Genomic DNA, 23,205 nt, shown 5'->3' on the forward strand with positions numbered 1-23,205 from the left:
AATATGAAAAAATTTATAATATTATTACTATTTTTTATTACAGGATGTGGAGTTGGTTGTATTGAAGGTAGTAAAGGTATTAGTGGTAATTCAGTTGTTGTAGAAGTTACTCCAACAGTAAAAAAGGTATCGAATGTATTGCAACCTAATTGGATTGATACCGGATTGAGAGTTAGTAGAGATCAGCCTCCAGTGAAGTTAACGATTACTGGAGTTTTAAATATGTGTCCTAAGGATTCTCTGAATCCAAAAGATATACTTGTTCCAGCAAGTACTTGTGCTCAAGTTGTTTATAATGTTGATTATCCAGATGAGTCGATTTATCAAAATTTGGAAAATGTCTGTGAAAGTGTTAAACCTGCAGATTCTAAATCTGTAACCCATAATATCTCAGTTAATCCACGCAGTATTAGTGCTTTTTACATGAGTAAAGGAGATATGTTTAGAGTTAGTTTAATCCCTAGAAAAATGAAAGTGACAGACTGTACTCCTGATGCATTGAAAGAACATGGTATCATATATTATTCTGATGATGAAATTTTTCAAGATGACAACTGCAGTACAGCTATTTCAACTGAAAATATTTGTAAAAATGGTGTGTCTGAATTTTATATAAAGGTAGGAGAAGAGTGTAAAGTATCTAGTGGGACACTTGGTGCAATACCTCGTTTGCAAGGTACTGAAGTTTCAGCATTAGTAGATAATACGACTACTCCTTATGGAAATAAGATTTTTTATAGTAAAGATGAAGAAAAGAATTGGATTAAAGCTCCTTTTGTTTATGATGCTAGAGTAATAAAAAATCAGAAGGTTAATGTTGACATATTAAAGAAACATTGTGCAATTATTAAAGAATTAAACGAAAAGGGAATCATAGGTCATGTCGATACTGCAAGTACTTCTCAACTCGAGTATTATAAAAAACAACAAGATCAAGGTAATATAAAAAAGGATATTACATTAGATACAATTAAAGAAATTATAGATATTATTAATAATTTTACAACATATGATATAAATTGTGTTTGTGGTACTATATGTAACTCTAAATCAAAACTTATTGCTGATAAAAAGATTGCTACAATATCAAATTATGATGCAGATGGAAATTGTATTACTGACAACAATAGTAAAGGTGATACAAAAGCTACATTAGATGAGATACACAATGTGAAATTAGAAGATATTACTCAGAATACTGATTCCAAAAAAATAATACAAGGATTGAGCGCTTATTTTGATATAACACCAAAACCTGGAGTTAAGAAAAATTTTACTAGCTCTAGCCAACACTATTATTGTTTACCACAAGGAATTTATGGTTATAATTGTTTTTCTCAATCTTTTCAAAATAGTATTGAATCAAATAGTGTGAAGTCTGATTTTAATTATACATATGAATTTGATGATCATATGATATTAAGATTTTTAATATTAGGTCAAGAACTAAAATATAATTTATATTCTGGTGGATATAATATTCATGTAGAACGCATATGTAATTTTATGTATGGGAAAAAATTATATATGTATATAGGAGATAATGCTCCAACTATATTTCCTGGTGATAAAGGTACTGTTGAATTATTTGTACCTGATCCTAAAGATCAGAAATCTGGAACAGGAATTTATATGATTAATGGAGATGGTTCTGAAAAAAAATCAGGAAAGATTTATTTAGGTATAGATGTTAGAGGTTATGAAGATCAATTTGATTATAGCAGTTTACCAGCAATAAAATCAGAAAATAAGTACTTTGCTGATTTTTTTGTAAAAGTATGGAATCCAAATTTCTCTAAAGCATTTGTTATGATTAGAGATTCTCTTTTAAGAATTTTATATGGATTACCTAAGGATGTAAAGGTTGATAGTATCTCTCAAGCTATAGATATAATACATGCAAACAAATCAAAAGGTGCAGTACAGAGTATATATACTAATCAAACCAGTGCAGGATCATTATGGAGAGCATTACAAGCATTATGTACTTTATATATAATTTTTACTGTATTAGGGTATATGATAGGTGTTATAAAATGTACTAAGCATGATTTAGTAGTACGTATTGCTAAGATTGCAATTGTTGTTGGTTTGATAAGCCAGGGTAGTTGGGAATTTTTCAGTGATCATTTCTTTTCAATATTTGTTCAAGGAGTAAGTGACCTTATAGCTGCATTTAATGGTGAATTAGATGGAGATAATTCATTTGCGTTTTTAGATCCTACTATAGGAATATTATTGACAGGAGAAGTATGGATTAGATTAGCCACATTAATACTTACAGGGCCTATAGGGTGGCTGATGTTTATTATAATTTTATGGGCTTGTATTGTATTTTTTATATGCATTATTGAAGCGGTTATAGCATATTTATTTACTATTGTTGCTATAGCTTTTTTAGCAACATTAGCACCTATCTTTATAACTTTTATTTTCTTTCAGCTTACAAAGACACTTTTTGATGCATGGATCAAGATGTTAGTAAATTTTTCGTTACAGCCTATAATTTTATTTGCTGCACTTGCATTTTTGAATCAAGTTATGTTAACTGTGTTACATAGTGTTGCAGGATTTACTGTTTGTAATCAATGCTACTTAGGTTTTGATTTTCCTATTGGTGCTGTTGAAGAAGGTGCTCCACCTGATATTTGTCTAATATATGTATTATTACCTATTGGATATTTACCTGCGTTATCTATTACTGAATCAATAAGGGAAGCATATGTTCAGGGAGGTCGTGGATTGTTCGGATTACCATTTAGTATTGCATCAGCTTTGATGTTGCTTATTGTTGCAAATGCTATGAGAGGTTTTAAAAGTATGTCTGAAACGATTGCTCATTCTATATCTGGGAGTGTTGCTGGTCTTGGTGCGAGTATACATGCTGCTACTCAATCTTTAGCTTCTATAGTAGGACTTGATCAAGAAACTCAAAGTATAATTAAAGATGCGATGCGGAATCGTAGATCTACTGGTAAATCAGATATTAATATTGTTAGTAGAAGTAATGTTAATCCTGAAAATATTGGGGAATCTGTGGAAAGGAGTGGTGATCATGGTTCTGATTTAACTGAAAAAGATCATAGTGATGTGCAGACTGATAATGATGCTTCAAATAAACCTACTGATATTTCTCAACAGTCTCAGTCAGGTAGTAATGTGAAGGAAGATAGTAGAATGCAGGGCCATGATGGACAGTTAGATAGTTATATATCGTCTTCAAATGATGATGTAGTGCTTGATGTACGTTTAAGTTATGATGAAGTGCACGGTGCTAGTAATAACTTGGATGGTAATTCACTTGTTTCTAGAAGTGAAAGTACTACTGTTGATACTACTGACAATGGTGGAGACACCAATGAAGGAAGGGAATTAGATGATGATAATGCTGATGATGTTTCAGGCATGACTACGCATGATACTACTGACGATAGTGGAGATGTCAATGATGAGAAAAGGGAATTAGATGATGGTAATGCTGATAATGTTTCAGGCATGACTACGCATGGTACTACTGACAATGGTGGAGATACCAATGAAAGAAAGGAATTAGATGATGGTAATGCTGATGATGTTTCAGGCATGACTACGCATGATACTACTGACGATAGTGGAGATACCAATGAAAGAAAGGAATTAGATGATGGTAATGCTGATGATGTTTCAGGTATGACTACGCATGATACTACTGACGATAGTGGAGATACCAATGAAAGAAAGGAATTAGATGATGATAATGCTGATGATGTTTCAGGTATGACTACGCATGGTACTACTGACAATGGTGGAGATACCAATGAATTACATAGTGCTGTTAGTGATGATATTTCGAATATAACTTCAAAAGATACTGATGAACCTAAGAATGCAGATGATATTTCTGCTAGTAGTAGTAAATATGGTATTAATGATCAAAATTTAAGTAATGTAGATAGTTCTACTGATGGTAATGATGGTACGGCTGAAAATAATGATTCTGACACACAAGGAGAGGGAGGAAAAGCTTCTGTTATTGTTGAATCTTACGGTGATGATGATGATGTTAGTAATACAAAAAGAGGAAAAAAAGATATTAACTTTTTAGACGGTCCTCAACGGAAAAGATTTTATATGGATGAACATTCTAGTGTTGCAGAAAAAATTGCAGGTCACGAATCAGCAATTAAAGTTGAAGAAGAGTCGTATAAAAGAGGAATTGTTAGAAAGCTTAATAAAAAAGATCAGCAAGAATAAGACTTTGAAGGTAAGTGGTAACGATAAAGAGTAAATATGTGTAATTTTATTAAAAAGAATTTTATAAAATTATTGTTATTCTTAGTAATAACTGCATGTGAATCTAATTATCATCCAGTTCCTAGATGTATACCAGCTGATGTGTTCTCTGAAACTAAAACAGCTTCTGTTTCAGCATATTTTGATCCAAATTCGGAAGATTTTATTTCTGATGATAAATCATTAGGAAATCTTGTAAAAAATGATCAAGTAGTACGATGGAAATATACTGGATATGTGACAGATGGTCGTCCAATTACATTAAGAGTTGATGGAATGTGGACTGCATGGGTAACTAATGTTGATAATGATGTAGCTTTGGGTGATGAGGAATCAGATCGTTATGATGAGATATTACCTGTTGAAAGAATTTGTGGACCTTACAATAAGATAGAAAAAACCTTTGTTCCTGATGGTCATGCTGAATGTAAAGTATCATGTGAATTAATTTCTGGAGTTAAAGATGATTTAGAAAGAGGTGCGTATGGACCTCCTTGTTGGTTTAAGAATGGATACGGTGCATATTTATTGTTTAAGAGACCAAATGATCCTGAGCCAAATGAAACGTTAAATCATATGAAATATCCAGTTTCTCCTATGATGCACATAGGGTACAAGCCGTTGGAATTAGCTGGTAGTGATGTTTATTCTACTAAGAATAAACCGATTATGAATTCCCTTTGTCAAAAAATAACATTGGAGCCAGGATGGAAAATATATGTAAAAATATTAGATAAACATTATTATGATAATGTTGGGGGATATGCGATAACATTTATTGAAGGTGTAAAAACAGAAACGCAGTTTTCTGTTTTTGAATGGGTTCGCAAACAGGTAAGAGGTGAATTGGATAAAGCAGGTGAGAAGCTTTTTAAGCATATAGTTGGAAATCCAGTATTTAGGAATTTTGTTTTTAGTTTATTGACTTTGTTTTTAGTATTTGGGGCCTTGGCTTATATCTTTGGTATGGTGCAGAGTCCATTTGGTGATATTATTGTTAGAATATTAAAAGTATCATTAATAATATTATTGATTTCTCCAAGTAGTTGGGAGTTCTTTTATAATCATTTACTTAGTCTATTTATTCATGGTATAGATCAAATTATTGCAATAATTAATAGTCATACAAGTTCTTATAATCCTAATGAACCTTTGGCTTTTCTGGATGACATGATAGTAAATAAAATATTTTCTCCAGTTATTTGGAAAATAAAGATTAGAGCATTAATCATTGCTGATTTTTCTTCAATATTTGCTGTATGTGTAATCATTATTGCCGTATTCCTTTACATTGCTTTATGTGTGTATGGGTTTGTTATATATCTAACAGCATTTGTTGGTATTACATTTTTAATTGGATTATTTCCATTGTTATTATTAGGTATTCTTTTTTCTCAGTTCAAGCACCTATTTGATGGGTGGTTAACACAATGTATAAGCTTTGCAATGCAGGCAATATTGATATTCACTCTGATTTCCTTATTTGGTGCGCTTATTATGAATTATTATTACCGCATTTTTGGGTTTACAACGTGTTATAATGAGTGGCTAAAGGTAAAAATATGTTTGTTGGGTAAAAAAACTCTATGTATATTTGATCGTGGTGTTTTTGGATGGACTCCAGGGCAAACTTATGACCCAAAAATTATTGGTTTTCCGCTAAGTACTGACATTTTTATGGATAGGAAGCCTTCTGGTAATGCGAGGTATCAATTTACTGGTGGAGGTGCATATATTGATGTTCCTCCTGATCGTAAATATAAGGATTTTAGATATCTAGATTATCCTTTTCTTGATCCAGATACTAAGACTGATGGGAATCCATTTGGTGTTAACGTGTCTGAAAATAGCCCATTTAGACAATTATCTTATTATATTAACGCATTACTTACTTCTAAAAAAGGATATGTAGCTGCTAGATTGATAAAAGATATAGAGGATGAGTTAGATGTTTTGGAGAAAAAGAAAGTTATAAGTGCAGTTAGTAAAAGTAAAGTTTTACAAATTATACAAGATAGAAGAAATCAAGATAAGCTTAATAACAAAAGTGAGTTAGATAAATATAAAGATGAGGATTTTAAATCTCAAGTAATTAATAGTATTGTTAATGATGTTATAGCAGGTGCTGTTCAAGATCCTACTCCTCAAGGAGAGTTAAATAAACAATACGATTATAATTTAATTTTAAGAATTAGAGCTGGATATTTGATATTATGGACAGAAGTTGGTTCTTTATTCTTAGCTGCATTGTTAATATGGCAAATGCGTGCCTTTATTCAAAGTGTAGCAGTATCTCTAGCTGGCGGTAGCATGATGTCTCAAACTATTGCTAGTATGTATGAAGGTGGTTTCATAAGGATTTTTTCTGGAATTCCAGTCATAGGTGGTGTAATTGAAAAAATTGATCAAGGTATAGATAGCTTTAAATTTGTAGCAGGTAATTATGTTACTAAAGCTGCTCGTATGCCTTTGAATGCGTTACAGGGTGTTCCTTATTTAGGTAAAGCTGTTAAATTTACTGCTAGTTCTACTAATGTATTGACCTCTTCGTATAATGAGTATGATAGAAATTTTAGTAATAATTTTAAGACATTAAATTATGCTCGAGCTTTTATAGGTGCTCATTTAGGATTTTCTCCATTAGATGCGATGAAATACTTAGGCGGTCATATTGCTGGAAAGACATTAGGGAATAGAGAAGGTGGATTAATTCATAATGCAATTGAGGATCGTAAAGCTGCTTTAGACAGCTTAAAAGCACATATATTAGGACCTGAGAAATATAAACCAAGTCCTTATATACCTAATAAGAAAGGAGAAGATGATGATAGAAATCCTTTTGCTAAGGAAGAATCACATAGCAAATATAGTAGTACATTATTAGATGAGCATGGAAATGTATGTGTAAATAAAGAAAATTTAGAAGATGCACTTGAAGCAAGAGAACAACTTAAAACAATGCTTGGTAATACTAGAGATGATACTGCATTACAGAATATTAAGTATGATCTTGATAAGATTGATAATGCTTTACGTCAACATTTAGATGATAAATTTGATGATGTCACACAAAGGTATGCTAATTCTCGTGATCCTATAAATCATCCTCAGGATTTACTTCCTGAAAATTTATCTGTGCTGCGTACTTCTTCAGCAAGTGAAACTTCAAGTATTACAGGTAATACAGAATTATACGATATTATACAAATGTATAATGATACTGAAACAAGTACTTCTTTGGATGTTGTATCTCCTGTGGGTAGCGCAAGATCAGAAATCTCAGAACAAGGTTCAGAAGATGATATCAAAGATAGAGTTAAAGCGTTTACAGATTCAAATATATCACAACATGGTGCATCGTTAGAAGAAGGTATAGAGTTAAAAGAGTTAGGAACGGCATCGAGTGAAACTTCAGGTATTACGGGTAATACAGAATTAGGTGATATGACACAAATGTATAATGATACTGAAACAAGTACTTCTTTGGATATTGTATCTCCTGTGGGTAGCGCAAGATCAGAAATCTCAGAACAAGGTTCAGAAGATGATATCAAAGATAGAGTTAAAGCGTTTACAGATTCAAATATATCACAATATGGTGCATCGTTAGAAGAAGGTATAGAGTTAAAAGAGTTAGGAACGGCATCGAGTGAAACTTCAGGTATTACGGGTAATACAGAATTAGGTGATATGACACAAATGTATAATGATACTGAAGTAGGTGATGCTTTAGATGTTATATCTCCTGTGAGTAGCGCAAGATCAGAAATCTCAGAACAAGGTTCAGAAGATGATATCAAAGATAGAGTTAAAGCGTTTACAGATTCAAATATATCACAATATGGTGCATCGTTAGAAGAAGGTATAGAGTTAAAAGAGTTAGGAACGGCATCGAGTGAAACTTCAGGTATTACGGGTAATACAGAATTAGGTGATATGACACAAATGTATAATGATACTGAAGTAGGTGATGCTTTAGATGTTATATCTCCTGTGAGTAGCGCAAGATCAGAAATCTCAGAACAAGGTTCAGAAGATGATATCAAAGATAGAGTTAAAGCGTTTACAGATTCAAATATATCACAATATGGTGCATCGTTAGAAGAAGGTATAGAGTTAAAAGAGTTAGGAACGGCATCGAGTGAAACTTCAGGTATTACGGGTAATACAGAATTAGGTGATATGACACAAATGTATAATGATACTGAAGTAGGTGATGCTTTAGATGTTATATCTCCTGTGAGTAGCGCAAGATCAGAAATCTCAGAACAAGGTTCAGAAGATGATATCAAAGATAGAGTTAAAGCGTTTACAGATTCAAATATATCACAACATGGTGCATCGTTAGAGGAAGGTATAGAGTTAAAAGAGTTAGGAACGGCATCGAGTGAAACTTCAGGTATTACGGGTAATACAGAATTAGGTGATATGACACAAATGTATAATGATACTGAAACAAGTACTTCATTTTATGATAGTGACAGTTTATCGTCTGAAGCTGCTTCAGAGGAAAGTAATTCAATGCTTATGAAGAATTTACATGATGAGCAAAGTGTAGGCTTGAATCCGGAAGAGAAAAGTGAGTTAAGTTCAGGAATTGAAAAGCATAATGAAGCAGATTCGTCAGTGTTGATGGATAATGCCACTGAACAAGGAGTAGAAGAAGATACTTCTAAAGACGCTAGTAATTTGAGTTTAGACTATAATGTTCTAGATATAGGTGATTTAAAAAGAGATTTGGATAGTGCTGATATTAAATCTGATGAGACTCTACAACAATTTAGTATGGGAAGTGAAGAAGAAGGTGAATTAGCTGGTAAGAAAGAAGAAGTAGATGATAACAGTATTTTTAAACAAGAGGAAGATGATAAAGAAAGATTGCAACAGCCAGATATAGAAGGGTCATCTGCATTATTGGTTGAACCGTATGATAGTTCTGTTTCAGAGCAAATCGATGATGGAAAAATGTGTGATGATGTATCTTATGATAGTGAATTAGTAGATAAAGATGGTGTTCTAACACAAGAAGGCAGTTTAGATCAAGGTATTTATGATAGTGCTGATATTAAATCTGATGAGACTGCTGATCATGCTGAAGAAACAGTTTCTGAGGATTCTAAAGACTTAGGAGAAGTAAGTGAAGTTGATGATGAGACAGATGGTGTAAATGATGAAGAGCTTAAAATTAAAGAAACTGATGATGTATCTGATCAATCTGATAGTGAAGGAGTTTATGAAAGTGGTGATGGTGAATTTAGCAGTAATGATGATGTATCCAATGTTGAAGGATTGATTAATGTAGTTACTGCTAGTGAAGGGAATGTTATAATTGAAGATTTACAACAACATGTACAACCTAATATACAACCTAATGCTGTGTCATTAAAGAAAGATAAAGATGTTGTGGTAAATAAAAGTATCTCAGATAAGTTGGATATTAAAGATATAGGTGTTGTTAAAAGAAAGAAAAAAGAATCTGGCAAAAGTAAAGCTGATAATTCTGATAAAGCAAAATCAGCTAAAACAGTTGTTAATCCAAAATCTTTAAAGAAATCTTTGAATGTGATATTAAATCAATGTACAAACGACTTATCAGCGAAATTCTGGTTATCTATTGATAAAATATTTGAAGATTCTAAAAGTGGTAAACAAAAGCGTAAATTATCAAAACAAGATATTTTATTAATGATAAAGCAACTTGAAACAATTATAGCATCATTGAAAGATAGAAAAAGACATCTTACTGATCCTGGTGAAATAAAAGAGATTGAAGCAAGTATTAAAGAAGCAGAATCTACTATTAAGAGCTTATTAATTCAGGGATAATTTCGATCTTATGAGAGAGTTGGTATAGTGTTTGAGGTAATAAATATACTACTGAAAAAATTTTTATTTATTCATTAAGTTTATAAAATGCTATAGGGCAGTATGAAGTGTTTTTATATAAAGATTTATACTAATATTATTTAAAACTAAACTTTTATTTCTATGAGTGCAATGTTATTACAATTATACTCTTTGTAATTATCTATAGAGCATGGTAAGTAATCTGAATCAAATCTTACAGGTACATCAAATTCATAATCTGCATATATTTTTATACCATTGTGAGGTGGAGTACCGAATTCTATTTGACCATTGGAAAAATTTACAGAAAACCCATCAGCTTTTACAGTATTATTATAATAAATTTTTACTGTATTAATAACTGGTTTTGTAATCGTGCGTATGTATGAATATTGATCAATACTATATGTTTTTATTATTTGAAAAATTTTTTGCTGATTATTTCCTATGCCAAGTGGTTGTTTTTTTGCTTTGTAATCTGACCAATCTTTAAAACGGAATCCAATAGCTTTGCCCTTATGAATGTAGAAAAAATTAATAAGTCTAAGTAATTGATCTTTTGATTTAATATTATGCATTACATTATATTTGTTGCGTGGGTGTGATATATTAATTTTGCGATACTCACTTCTATTATTTGTTTCAATAATATTTGTTGAAAATTCTGGACCACCAGTTGATCCATAAGAAATATCTTCTGGAAATCTTATTTCGTGAAATGTCATTGTTATTACTAATTGTATGAAATGTACTTTATAGTGTTGTTAGTGTGAAGTATTTTTGTACTAATTTTAATGCTAGATAATTTAAATTGTTAAGTCCTGTGTTTATTTGGATGTTGGGAATACACTTTTTGTATAATCATAGGACATTAAGTATAAAGATGGATATTGGATTTATGTAATAAAATAAATAATATAATACTTATATGCCAGTCGAGCCAAATCCTTAGTGCTGTGTTATACTATTATTTTAATATTCAATAAGAGTTTTAGTACAAGTTGTAGTTGTCATTTGTAGTACTTCCGACACAATGCTGGATTACTATGATTCATATAATGGTTTATAATACAAAGTGTAGTATAACGTATTAGGTTTATAGTAATATAAAAATTGTTGTTATTCAGTTGATGAGCTTAGTGAAAATGTATAGCATAATATGCTTTATGAATTTTTTCCACAACAGTTAAAGTATAGAAAATTATATACACATATTGAAATTCATGTAATCAAATAATAATACTTATATACCGGTTGACCCAAATCCTTCAATTCCACGTTCTGTTATATCATTATCGAAATTTTTAACAAGATTCCATGAAGCACGAGTTACTGGTGCTATTATCATTTGTGCTATTCTATCTCTATATTTTATTGTATATGCTTCACTTCCAAGGTTAATTAAAATAACTTTAATTTCTCCACGGTAATCAGCATCTATAGTTCCTGGAGTATTGAGTACGGTGATCCCAAATTTAAGTGCGAGTCCAGATCTTGGTCTAATTTGAGCCTCATATCCATTAGGGATAGAAATTGCAATACCAGTATTAATACAAGTTCTATGGCCTGGTTCTAATACGACATCTGATACGATTGCTGAATACAAATCCATACCAGAACTATTATCTGTTGAGTAAGATGGAAGAGGAAGATCATTATTAGTTAACTGAATAATCTTAATTGAAATATCTGTACTAATAGAGCGTTCCATGAACTTTTTTCCTGCAATTATAATTATATTATATTATTCAACAAATTTGTTGCCAAGTCTATGATGAATATATGTAATAAATAGAGTAACTTTTCTTATTTTGCTTGAAATTATAATAAGTTTTATCTTTTAAGGTAAAAATATGTTATTGTTTATATCCTCTTAGTTGTTTTGGTATGTTAAAAGTAATATTTTCTCGTATGACCTCTAGATCTGATAACGTGATATTCATGTGTTGTCTAAGTAAATCTATTACTTCTTTGATTAATATTTCTGGAGCTGATGCTCCTGCAGTTATCCCAATTTTTGTTACATCTTTTAAGAGGTCTAAGTCAATTTCCTTATAAGAATCTATTAAAAAAGAAGGGGTTTTTAATTCAGCTAACTCTTTTAGACGATTTGAATTAGAACTATTTTTGCTTCCTAATATGAATACAATATCTACTAACTCTGATAATTGTTTTACAGCAATCTGCCTATTTTGAGTAGCATAGCATATGTCTTTTAAATCTGGCCCTTTAATATAGGGAAATTTTTGTTTTAGTTTGTCAATTATTGCTCTTGTATCATCTACACTTAAGGTTGTTTGTGTGACGTATGCAAGCTTGTTTGGATTTATTACTTCTATGTTATCAATATCAGATAAATTTTGTACTAGTAGTACGGGACTAGTAATTTGTCCTATAGTACCTTCAACTTCGCGATGTCCTTTATGACCTATTAAAATTACTTGATACCCTTCAGTATCGTAAACCTGTACTTCTTTATGTACTTTACTTACTAGTGGACATGTTGCATCAATAATCTCTAAATTACGTAGTTGTCCAAGATACTCTATTTTTTTTGAAATGCCGTGGGCACTGTATATTAATATTGAACCATCTTCAGCTTGATCTAGTGTATCTATAAAAATTACACCCATTTCTTTTAAAGAATCAATTATATATTTATTGTGTACAATTTCGTGTAATACATAAACTTTTCTATTTTTATTGTGGTATCTTACAGCTAATTCTACGATTTTTATTGCTCTCGAAACTCCTGCACAAAACCCCCTTGGATTAGCAAGAATAACTTCTACATTTTTTTTTAAATCCTGATGCATTTACATTCCTAGTTTTATTTGCTAATTATATATTTACAACAAAATATTGCAATACACGAAGCATAGTAAGTACAGCAATGTATATAATTCAGTTGCTGATGTTAGATATGTAAAATCAGAACTTTTTAGTAATTTAAATAAGATTATCGATGTTTTCAGTGTAAATAGATAAGTTAATAGTCAAATCTTACTTAATTATAGCAAAATAATCCTGTTAAACTATAATATTATTAGTTGTCATATCTACTATATTTAAAATGGAAAATTTTAAGATTAAAGTAATGTTTTGCTTGTCCATATGGCTAAGATGTAGAACTTTGATAAATTCAATCTTATTATTAGATTGAGTATATATATTTTATAGGTGTTTATGCAGCAGGAAATTTCCTGTAATTTAACACTATATTATCAAGATATTTTATTATTTTCCCTCATTAGATTAATAAAATGATTAAATATGTAGCTTCCATCATTAGGTCCAGGGCTTCCTTCTGGATGATATTGTACTGAAATTATAGGATAGTTATCTACTTGGATACCTTCTATTGTATTATCAAATAATGATCTGTGAGTTACGTTAACGTTTGTAGGTAAAGAATCTTCTTTAACAGTAAATCCATGATTCTGACTTGTAATTTCTATGTTATCATTTATTTTATTATAAACTGGGTGGTTACTTCCTCTGTGTCCGAATAACATTTTGGTAATTTTTGCTCCTAAAGCTAATGAAATAAGTTGATGTCCTAAACATATACCTAGTATTGGTATTTTATATTCAATGATAGTTTTTATTTGTTTTATAGTACTTTCAGGAATTGCAGATGGATCTCCTGGACCATTTGATAAGACTACACCTTGTGGTTTTATGGATAGTATCTTTTCAGGTAAATTATCTTCATTTCCTGAAATTAAATGAATTTTACATCCTAGTTTAGATAAGGCGTCTAATATACTTAATTTTACACCAAAATTAATCACTACTATATTATAAAGTGGTGTTATATTATCTGTTGTTTTGTAATTATTTACAAATGGTATAGATGCGCAGTGATTTGTGTAATTATATTGAGAAGCTTTGTTTTGTAACTCTGTTAAGTTTACTGAGTTAATATCATCAAAGTGATATATTATTCCATTTTGTGAGCCATGCCTACGCAAATGACATGTTAATGCTCTAGTATCAATTTTGGATATTCCAGTTAAGTTATTTTCTGTCATCCAAAGTTCTAAATTTGCATAAGATCTTAAATGAGAGCCTTCTGATATTGTTTTAACTACAATTCCATGGGCTAGTATCTTATGGTCTTCAAAATCTTTATAATTTATTCCAACATTGCCAATGTGAGGAAAAGTGAATGTAATTATTTGGCCTGCAAATGATGGATCAGTTATGGTATGCTGATACCCTGTTATTGAGGTAGTAAAGCAGACTTCTCCAATAGCGGGTATTTTTTTTCCTATTGATTTTCCAAAAAAATGTTTTCCATCTGATAATACAAGAACAGAATTGTAATGACTTTTTAATTGAGACATTGTTTACATAATAAAGCTAACAAATCTTGAAAATTATATAGCAAATTCTTTGAAAGTTAACTATATAATTTACTTTTATGAGATTTGTTGAATATACATTTTTACGTATTGTCTACAAATGTTGGTTTCTGTAGATTTAATAATATGTTATACATAGCCATCAATAGTAATATTGTTACATATATTCAGTGACTTGTTTTGAGTAGTATGTGATTTGTATAATGTATTATATAAAGTGTAAAATTTTTTATGTTAAGAATAGCTATAGTTGGGTTACCTAATGTTGGAAAATCTACTATTTTTAATAGATTAACTAATCAAAAATCTGCAATTGTTAGTAATATTCCTAACTTAACAAGAGATAGGAGAGAGGGGAATGCTGATTTATGTGGGTTAAAATTTAAAATTATTGATACAGGTGGAGTAGATAATACAATAAAATTATCTGCACTGGTGTTTGATCAAGTAAAATTAGCTATAGAAAGATCTGATGTTGTATTTTTTATTGTTGATGCAAGGATTGAGCATGATGATAAAAATGTGGAATTTGCAAAATATTTAAAAAAGAATACTAAGAAACCAGTGATATTGATTGCGAATAAATGTGAAAGTCAAAAAAGGTGTTACAAAGTAGATTATTTAGAATATTTTAATTTTATAGGTCCGGTTTATATTTCTGCAGAACATAATTTGGGTTTGATTGATTTATATGAAGCATTGTTGCCATTTGTTGAAGTGCATGATTTAGATAAATTAAATTCACGTAATATTAGGCTTTCTATTGTTGGAAAGCCAAATGCTGGTAAGTCAACTTTTGTTAATAGATTGCTTGGTGAAAGTAGAATGATTGTAAGCCATGAACCTGGAACAACTAGAGATTCTATAGACATAGAGTATGTATATAAAGGTCAAAGATTGACATTGATTGATACTGCTGGTATGCGTAAAAAAGCAAAGGTAACTGAAAGTATAGAAGTAACTTCTGTTCAAAAGACTATTGAATCAATTAATAGATCGGATATTGTAATTTTAATGATAGATTCTGCTTATGGTATAGAACAACAAGATTTATCAATTGCCGAGCTTGCAATACAAAAAGGTAAAGCTATCATTGTTGCTTTAAATAAGTGGGATATGGTTGCTGAAAAAAATAGATCTGATTTGTTAAAGGATATTTGTAATTATAATAAATTAAATTTTGAAGTTCCAATTATCGAGGTTTCTGCACTTAAAAATATTAATTGTAATAAAGTAATAGATAAAAGCATAGAATTATACAAATATCTGACAATGCGTATTAGTACTCCTATGCTGAATAAATGGTTAAAATTAGCTGTAGAACACCATAGACCTCCATTATGTAATGGAAAGGTAGTTAAGCTTAAATATATTACACAAGTTAAAGTAATGCCTCCAACTTTTGTTATAATTGTTAATGGTTCTCATGCTATTGATTTAACGTATAAGCAGTATTTAATAAGTAATTTAAGAAAACACTTTTCTATCAATGGAATTCCAATAAGGTTGAATTTAAAGAAAAATAAGAATCCATATTGTAATAATTTTTCTAAGACTTAAAGGCAATTTTTTCAATTAAATATATTTAACTAGTGTGACGTGTTAATTAGTTCAAGTTTTATTATTAAATCTTTAAATATATTCAATCAATGAAACACCTGTCATTTCTTTTGGTTTCTCTATATTGAGGATTTCTAAGATTGTCGGTGCTACATCACATAATCTTCCATTTCTTAATCTAATTTGTTTACTATAATTACAGATTATGAATGGTACAGGATTTAATGTATGTGCTGTATATGGCATATTATTTTTTACATCGAACATTTCTTCTGCATTCCCGTGATCAGCGGTAATTACTAGTACATAATTGGTACTTTGTATACAGTTTAGTATTTTACTTAAGCATTGGTCTAAAGTAGTTATGGCTTGTTTTGTTGCCTCTATATTTCCAGTATGTCCGACCATGTCAGCATTTGCATAATTTAAAATGATTAAGGAATATTTTTGTAGTTTTATTTTTTCAATAACTGTGTCAGTAACTTCTTTTGCGGACATTTCTGGCATTAAATTATATGTAGCTACAGAAGGTGATGGTATTATTATTCTGTCTTCATTTTTAAACATATCCTCTTTTCCACCATTAAAAAAAAAGGTAACATGTGCATACTTTTCTGTTTCTGCAATTCTTAGTTGATGTAATTGATGATTTGCTATAACTTCTCCTAATGTATTTGTGATATTATTACTTGGAAATAAGCATGGTATATTAATACTATCCGAATATTTTACCATGCCTATTGTGTTTTCTAATGTGATGTGATTATCAGTTTTGATATCTCCTATGATCATTTTTATGATTTGTATTACTCTATCACTTCTAAAGTTTGTCATGATAAACCCATCGTGTGGATTCATCTTATTATAATCACCGATTACACATGGCAATATGAATTCATCTGTAATACCAGCATTATAACTGTCTTGAACAGCTAACAATGGATTTTCATAACGTTTAGCATTTCCAAATGCCATAGCATTATATGCTTTTGCTGTACGATCCAATTTATTATCGCGATCCATAGAATAATAGCGGCCACTTATTGTTGCAATGTTTACATTATTTAAGTATTTGATATGCTTACATAAGATGTTGATGTATTTAATTGCTGATATTGGAGGGGTATCACGTCCATCTAAAAATATATGAATTGCGACTTGTATTTGAAAATCAGATAATGCTTTAATAATGTCCAACATGTGTGTATGAAGGGAATGTACACCACCATCAGATAATAGACCAGCTACATGGCATATGCCATTGTTTTTCTTTATTTTATTGATAAATTTTAATAGATGATGATTGTTTTTTATGTGTTTTATTTCATTGTTTATTTTACATAGGTCTTGTAACACAATTCTGCCGCTTCCTAAGTTAACATGTCCAACTTCTGAATTGCCTATTTGTCCATCTGGAAGCCCTACATCTAATCCATGAGTAATTAAGTGACTTTTTGGATATTGTGAAATTATATTATCCCAGCAAGGCTTGTAAGATTGAGCAATAGCATTGAACTTGTTATTTTCACTATTACCCCATCCGTCTAATATGCACAAAATTACAGAATGGTTGATCATATGTTCAATGAAAATTTACTATTATACTTTTATATCATAGTTGTCGACATATAGTAGATATATTTTTAAATAGTAAGTAGCTAGTAGTTTTAATAATCTACCTTAGTATTAGAGTAATTCTTAAAAGAACCCTAGTTTACTATCTAAAAATCTATGATATTTAATTTAATACATACTACAGTATAGATTTTATTATAATGTATCTTTAAAAAAGTAAAAAGTACTGTGTAATGTAGTATTGTAAAGATGCTAAGACAATAACTTTGTAAATTTAACATATGGTTTAAAGTTACAGTATAAATTTATGTATATAATGTATACTTATTGAAGAATTTGAAGTGTTAAAGAATAGAGCATTGAATACATTGTTGAGATATTAAAACATGACTTTGTTATTGTATGGCCAGTTTAACATTTGTTATATTAATGATTTGATGAAGTTGTAATTTATATAATAAATTATATATTGAAGAATTAACTTTAATTATCTGATATACTTATTTTATTTGTTGTTTTGGATTAGAAATTTTTAATACATGAAAATACAATGTAGCCTATGATTATACTATATTGTGGTTAAAAATATAAAATTAATCTTAGTAAAAAAATGTATGATACCTTTATATAAGGTTTGACAATTTGAAAAAATGTTAATCGTTATAATGATGTAAAAGTAGTTGATTTCTTTTTACAAGTAATATAGTTAGTTTAGTAATGTAATAATTTTTTGATATGTAAATGATAAAATCCAGTATTGTATTCTTCTTTCTTTTTATTTTCTTTTGTCCGGAGATGTTATTTGCAGATGAAATATTGGAAGGACATAATCTCTATGAGGTACCAGATAATAATTCTGATAGTAATCATGTGAATGATATTAATAGATCTAGTGGGTTGATAAACAGAGATACAATTTCTTTAAGAATGTATAGGAATGTTACTCCTGTATTTGTTAATAATAGGATTATATTTTTAGGTAAAGATGGTGTTTTGCGTTCTGTAAATAGTAAGGATGTTAAAAAATGTTATTGGGAGCTACAGGTTACAAAACATACTAACCTATATAGAGCAAGTATATTATATTCTGAAAATTTAATATTCTATATTGTAGATGATAATGTCTACGGTATTGATTTTGAAACTGGAGAAATAAAATGGCAAAAAGAGTTAAGAAGTGTGATTGCTGGATCTCCTGTTGTTATTGATAATCATCTGATGATTGTTACTATAGATAATTATTTATACTTTTTTAATGTATCTGATGGCTCATTGTTATCAAGTAACCAGGAATCACTTCCTGAGGTAAAAAGCTATAGCTCACTATCTTCAGCATCATATGGTGATATAATAGTATTCTCTTTTTCTAATGGAAAGATTGCTGCGTTTAATTCTTTGAATGGTTTAAAGATATGGGAAAGCAATATATCACATGCTAATGTTGCTTTTAATAATGGAGTTTCTTTACAAGCGGCAAATAATACTGTAATTGCCGTTGATAAATTACATAGCATATCAAATATTGATATTGAATCTGGTAACACTAGGTGGTCAAAAAATTTAAAAATTCAAGGTATTTCTCAAATTGAGGAAGGTAATATAGCAGCTGTTATTGATAATAAACTTGTCTTAATGAGTATCGATACGGGAGATTTTTTATGGCAGTATGATTTATTACAACATGGGAAATCGAAAAATCAATGGAGTTCTCCTGTAATAATGAATGATGAAATTTTAGTTATAGGGAATGATGGCTGTGTAATATTAATAGATTGTAGATCTGGAGCTTTAAAATTAGTAAATTATGTATTGCCATCAGCTTATTATATTCCAATATTGGGAGATTCTTCAATTTATGTTGTAACAAATAAAGATAAGATAATTGTTTTTCGTTAAGTGATAGTATAAGGATATGAGTATGCGAAATTATGATATGGTGGTTATCGGTGGTGGACCTGGTGGTTATAAATGTGCAATTAGAGGAGCTCAACTTGGATTAAAAGTTGCATGTATAGATAAAAATAAAATTTTAGGGGGTACATGTTTAAGGATAGGATGTATTCCTTCTAAAGCTTTGTTGCATTTTTCTCATGAATATTATCATTTAAAAAATAATTTAGCTAAAGTTGGGATAACATTTGATAATTTAAGTTTTGACTTAGACAAAATTATGTCTTTTAAAGATAAAAATATTACTGAGTTAGGAAATGGGATTAGTTATTTGTTTTCTAGTTATAAAATTGATTATTTGTATGGTATTGGTAAAATACAATCTGTAAATTCTAATGATTTTGTTGTTGCTGTAGTTGGTGACAATGGTGAGCAGAAAATAATGAGTAAACATGTAGTTATTGCTACTGGATCTGATGTTGCAAATTTTCCTGGTATTGATATTGATGAAGAAAGAATAGTATCGTCTACTGCAGCTTTATCTTTTAAAGAGCCACCAAAGAAGTTGGTAGTTATAGGGGCTGGAGCTATAGGTTTAGAAATGTCATCTGTATGGAGTAGATTTGGATCTGAGGTGACTGTTGTTGAATTTTTTGATAAAATTGCTCCTAGTATGGATGGTGATATTAGTAAAGCTTTGCTTGCAAGTTTAAAAAAACAGGGGATCAATTTTAAATTATCAACTAAAGTTACTTCAATTGATAAAAAAGGAAATAGTTTAGCTGTGCATCTTGAGTCTATAAAAGATGGTAGCTCTGAAATAATAGAAGTAGATAAGGTTCTTGTATCTATTGGACGCATTCCATATACGAATGGATTGATTGATAATAATTCTATAGAGTGTGATGCTAGGGGATTTATTAAAGTTAATAGTAAGTATGAGACAAATATACCAGGCATATTTGCTATTGGTGATGTTATTGGTGGAGTAATGCTTGCTCATAAGGCAGAAGAAGAAGGCATTGCTGTTGCAGAATTAATTTCTGGGCATGTTCCACATGTGGATTATGAGATTATTCCATCTGTAATATATACGCATCCTGCTGTTGCATCTATTGGTAAAACAGAAGAGAGTTTAAAGAATATTAATTATAGTTATACTGTTGGTAAGTCTAACTTTGCTGCAAATAGTAGATCAAAAATTACAGATAATGCAGTAGGATTTGTAAAGGTATTGGCTTCTAAAGAAAATGATGCGATTTTAGGTGTTCATATTATTGGTGCATATGCTGATACTATGATTAATGAATCTGCTGTTGCTATGGCTTATAGAGCATCATCAGAAGATATATTCCGCATTTGTCATTCACATCCAGATGTTAATGAAGCATTTAAAGATGCATGTGAAGCAGTGTTTTTAAAATGATTAGCTTATCATTTTAGCATGAGGTTCAGGTATTATGTTACATAGGCTATTAAGGTTAAAGTTAGAGTATAAAGTAGCGTTTTTTATTCTATTGTTAGCTATTATTTGGGTTAATAGTAGAATTTTTAAGAAATATGATCAGCAGATAGAACAAGATGTTTTTCATAATCGTCCTGTTAACATTAAAGTAGTAGAATCTAATGCTCAAGATAGAGTAGTGTACTTATCCTTGATAGGTGAAGTCGAAGCTTTTCGTTATGTTAATATTATGCCAGAAGTTGCTGGTAAGGTATCAGATGTCTTGGTAAAGGATGGGGATTATGTAACAGAAGGAAATATTTTAGTAAAAATAGAAAAATATGAAAAACAAGAACAATTAGAACAGGCTAAAGCTCTATTAAAGCAAAGAGAACTTGAATATAAAGCTTCTCAGTCTTTAAATGAACATGGATACAGATCTGAGATAAATGATGCATTATCTTTTACTGCTTTAGAATCAGCTAAAGCAGATGTAAAAAAAGCACAAATTAATTTATATAATACAGAGATAAAGGCTCCTTTTTCTGGATTTGTAGATAAAATGAATGTGCAAATTGGTGATTTGGTGTTTGCTGGTGGATCATCAATTGTGCAATTAGTTAACTTTGATAAAATAAGAGTGATTACTTATGTTCCAGAGAAGTATTTAAATAGATTAAAAGTGGGTGATATTTGTAAGATCTTAATTGCACAAAATGAAGAAATATATGCTCCTATTGTTTTTATCAGTAAAATAATAAATCGTAATACAAGAACTTATCGAGTGGAAATGATATTGGATAATGATGATTTAAAGATTTTTACGCAAGGGGCTGTTTATTCTATAAAGATTCCTGTGGGGAATTATCGAGCTCATAGAATTTCACCTTCTGCTTTAGATCTGCAAGATAATGGAGATTTGGGCATTAAAGTAATTGTTGATGAAAAAGTAAAATTTATACCTGTTGAAGTTATTGATAGTGAATACAACGGGGATATTTGGATTACAAATTCTCCTGATACTATTAAATTAATCACTTTAGGTCACGAATATGTGAAAGATAATACGCATATTGAACATAAGTCATAAAAAATTGAACTGAATTTAATTAGAGTCTTATAAAATCAAGAAGTTTAAGTAATTTTAATAAGTGAGTCTGATTTTTTTAGTATTATAAAAATTATGTTGCAGGTTGGTATTGTGTATTCTACAATGTAGGGAGTTCATTGTTTTATAAAATATAGTGGTAACAAAAGAAGGTATAATTGAAGCTGAGGGTATTGTAGTTAAGTTGTTGCGTGGTGCAACTTTTATGGTCAGGCTTAATGATAATTATGAAATTATAGCGCATGCTTCAGGGAAGATAAGGAAAAGTAAAATACGTATATTAATGCATGATAAGGTGTTGGTTGAAATCAGTACCTATGGTATTAATAAAGGCGAAGTAGGGAAAGGTAGAATTATTAGACGATTAAAGATTGTAGATGCTTAAGTTTGATAATTTGGTGTTAGCTTCTTCTTCAAAGCAAAGGTTGTCTTTACTGGAACAAATTGGTGTAATCCCTGGGCAGGTGGTGTCTCCTGGTATAAATGAGGTGATCTTAAAGAAGGAATTACCTAAAGCTTATTCAATACGTATAGCTAAAGAAAAAGGTACAAAAGTAAAGGTATTATATCCTGATAAGTTTGTATTGAGCGCAGATACTGTCGTATGTTGTGGTAGGAGGGTATTACCAAAAGCAGAGACAGAAGAACAAGCTCTTGAATGTATGAGATTAATATCAGGACGTAGGCATAGAGTTTATACAACTATTTGTTTGTATACTCCCCATGATAAATTGCATTGTAGAAGTGTGGTGGCAATAGTAAAGTTTAAGCGTTTATCTGTACAAGAAATAAATTGTTATATAATGTCCAGACAATGGGAAGGAAAGTCAGGTGGGTGTAGTATACAGACTGATGCTGGTAAGTTTGTATTGTCAATTAATGGATCATACTCTGCTGTTATAGGGTTACCATTGTATGAAACTTATTCGGTTTTGAATCAATATTTTAGTATATAAATTTCTTAGTTATAACTGTTGATATAGTAGAGCTATAGCTACATATTAGTAAGTTAGTGTTTGGGAGTGTACTTGCTTAAGTATTTTTCTATTATATACAATAATAGTGCTGTTATTAATAATAAATTCCTTGCTAAGAGTTGTGGCAGTTGCTAACATGGTAAGCATTTTAAAAAATAATTTATT

At 30.1% G+C, this 23,205-nt stretch carries 13 protein-coding genes; 8 read left to right on the forward strand and 5 right to left on the reverse strand.

Annotation, left to right across the window (positions count from 1 at the left end; all coding sequences use genetic code 11):
* The first annotated feature begins 3 nt into the window (after positions 1 to 3).
* A complete protein-coding gene (locus EHF_RS01970) occupies positions 4 to 4,233 on the forward strand; it encodes a type IV secretion system protein (RefSeq protein ID WP_044194587.1) in 4,230 nt (1,409 codons plus the stop codon).
* 36 nt (positions 4,234 to 4,269) lie between these two features.
* The gene (locus EHF_RS01975) at positions 4,270 to 10,098 is read left to right on the forward strand and encodes a type IV secretion system protein (protein ID WP_044194589.1); all 5,829 of its coding nucleotides are present in this window, start codon (positions 4,270 to 4,272) and stop codon (positions 10,096 to 10,098) included.
* A 146-nt stretch (positions 10,099 to 10,244) separates the two neighbouring features.
* Here the strand turns inward: EHF_RS01975 and EHF_RS01980 are convergent, their stop codons facing one another.
* The 4 genes from EHF_RS01980 to carA all read right to left on the reverse strand — a co-directional run bounded on the left by EHF_RS01980 (position 10,245) and on the right by carA (position 14,468).
* The gene (locus tag EHF_RS01980) at positions 10,245 to 10,844 is read right to left on the reverse strand and encodes a DUF2460 domain-containing protein (RefSeq protein WP_044194591.1); all 600 of its coding nucleotides are present in this window, start codon (positions 10,842 to 10,844) and stop codon (positions 10,245 to 10,247) included.
* A gap of 518 nt (positions 10,845 to 11,362) precedes the next feature.
* Positions 11,363 to 11,830: a dUTP diphosphatase gene (gene dut, locus EHF_RS01985; protein ID WP_044194594.1), complete on the reverse strand. Its 468-nt coding sequence runs from the start codon at positions 11,828 to 11,830 to the stop codon at positions 11,363 to 11,365.
* Positions 11,831 to 11,975: 145 nt separating this feature from the next.
* On the reverse strand, positions 11,976 to 12,935 hold the full coding sequence (gene ispH / locus EHF_RS01990; protein ID WP_044194596.1) for a 4-hydroxy-3-methylbut-2-enyl diphosphate reductase: 960 nt from the start codon (positions 12,933 to 12,935) through the stop codon (positions 11,976 to 11,978).
* A 408-nt stretch (positions 12,936 to 13,343) separates the two neighbouring features.
* The gene (carA, locus tag EHF_RS01995) at positions 13,344 to 14,468 is read right to left on the reverse strand and encodes a glutamine-hydrolyzing carbamoyl-phosphate synthase small subunit (protein WP_044194599.1); all 1,125 of its coding nucleotides are present in this window, start codon (positions 14,466 to 14,468) and stop codon (positions 13,344 to 13,346) included.
* A 249-nt stretch (positions 14,469 to 14,717) separates the two neighbouring features.
* Here carA and der point away from each other — a divergent pair, with 249 nt between their 5' ends.
* Positions 14,718 to 16,046, forward strand: a complete 1,329-nt coding sequence (der, locus tag EHF_RS02000; protein WP_044194602.1) for a ribosome biogenesis GTPase Der — start codon at positions 14,718 to 14,720, stop codon at positions 16,044 to 16,046.
* Positions 16,047 to 16,118: 72 nt separating this feature from the next.
* On the opposite strand, the gene gpmI is transcribed toward der, so the two are convergent.
* Positions 16,119 to 17,624, reverse strand: coding sequence for a 2,3-bisphosphoglycerate-independent phosphoglycerate mutase (gene gpmI / locus EHF_RS02005; protein ID WP_044194605.1), 1,506 nt, complete (start codon positions 17,622 to 17,624; stop codon positions 16,119 to 16,121).
* A 792-nt stretch (positions 17,625 to 18,416) separates the two neighbouring features.
* Here gpmI and EHF_RS02010 point away from each other — a divergent pair.
* The 5 genes from EHF_RS02010 to EHF_RS02030 all read left to right on the forward strand — a co-directional run bounded on the left by EHF_RS02010 (position 18,417) and on the right by EHF_RS02030 (position 23,019).
* A complete protein-coding gene (locus tag EHF_RS02010) occupies positions 18,417 to 19,517 on the forward strand; it encodes a PQQ-binding-like beta-propeller repeat protein (RefSeq protein WP_232228970.1) in 1,101 nt (366 codons plus the stop codon).
* A 22-nt stretch (positions 19,518 to 19,539) separates the two neighbouring features.
* Positions 19,540 to 20,937 carry a dihydrolipoyl dehydrogenase gene (gene lpdA / locus EHF_RS02015; protein WP_044194612.1) on the forward strand — a complete coding sequence of 466 codons (1,398 nt, stop codon included), beginning with the start codon at positions 19,540 to 19,542 and terminating at the stop codon, positions 20,935 to 20,937.
* Positions 20,938 to 20,971: 34 nt separating this feature from the next.
* Entirely contained in the window at positions 20,972 to 22,045 is a 1,074-nt protein-coding gene (locus EHF_RS02020) for an efflux RND transporter periplasmic adaptor subunit (protein WP_044194614.1), read from the forward strand.
* Between the two features lie 154 nt (positions 22,046 to 22,199).
* Positions 22,200 to 22,448, forward strand: a complete 249-nt coding sequence (infA, locus tag EHF_RS02025) for a translation initiation factor IF-1 (RefSeq protein ID WP_044194617.1) — start codon at positions 22,200 to 22,202, stop codon at positions 22,446 to 22,448.
* Complete coding sequence (locus EHF_RS02030) at positions 22,441 to 23,019, forward strand: Maf family nucleotide pyrophosphatase (protein WP_044194619.1); 579 nt, start codon at positions 22,441 to 22,443, stop codon at positions 23,017 to 23,019. The genes infA and EHF_RS02030 overlap by 8 nt, the downstream gene beginning before the upstream one ends.
* The last annotated feature ends 186 nt before the right edge of the window (positions 23,020 to 23,205 follow it).

Origin of the sequence: Ehrlichia japonica (assembly GCF_000632845.1) — a bacterium.
In the GTDB taxonomy this organism is placed as follows: domain Bacteria; phylum Pseudomonadota; class Alphaproteobacteria; order Rickettsiales; family Anaplasmataceae; genus Ehrlichia; species Ehrlichia japonica.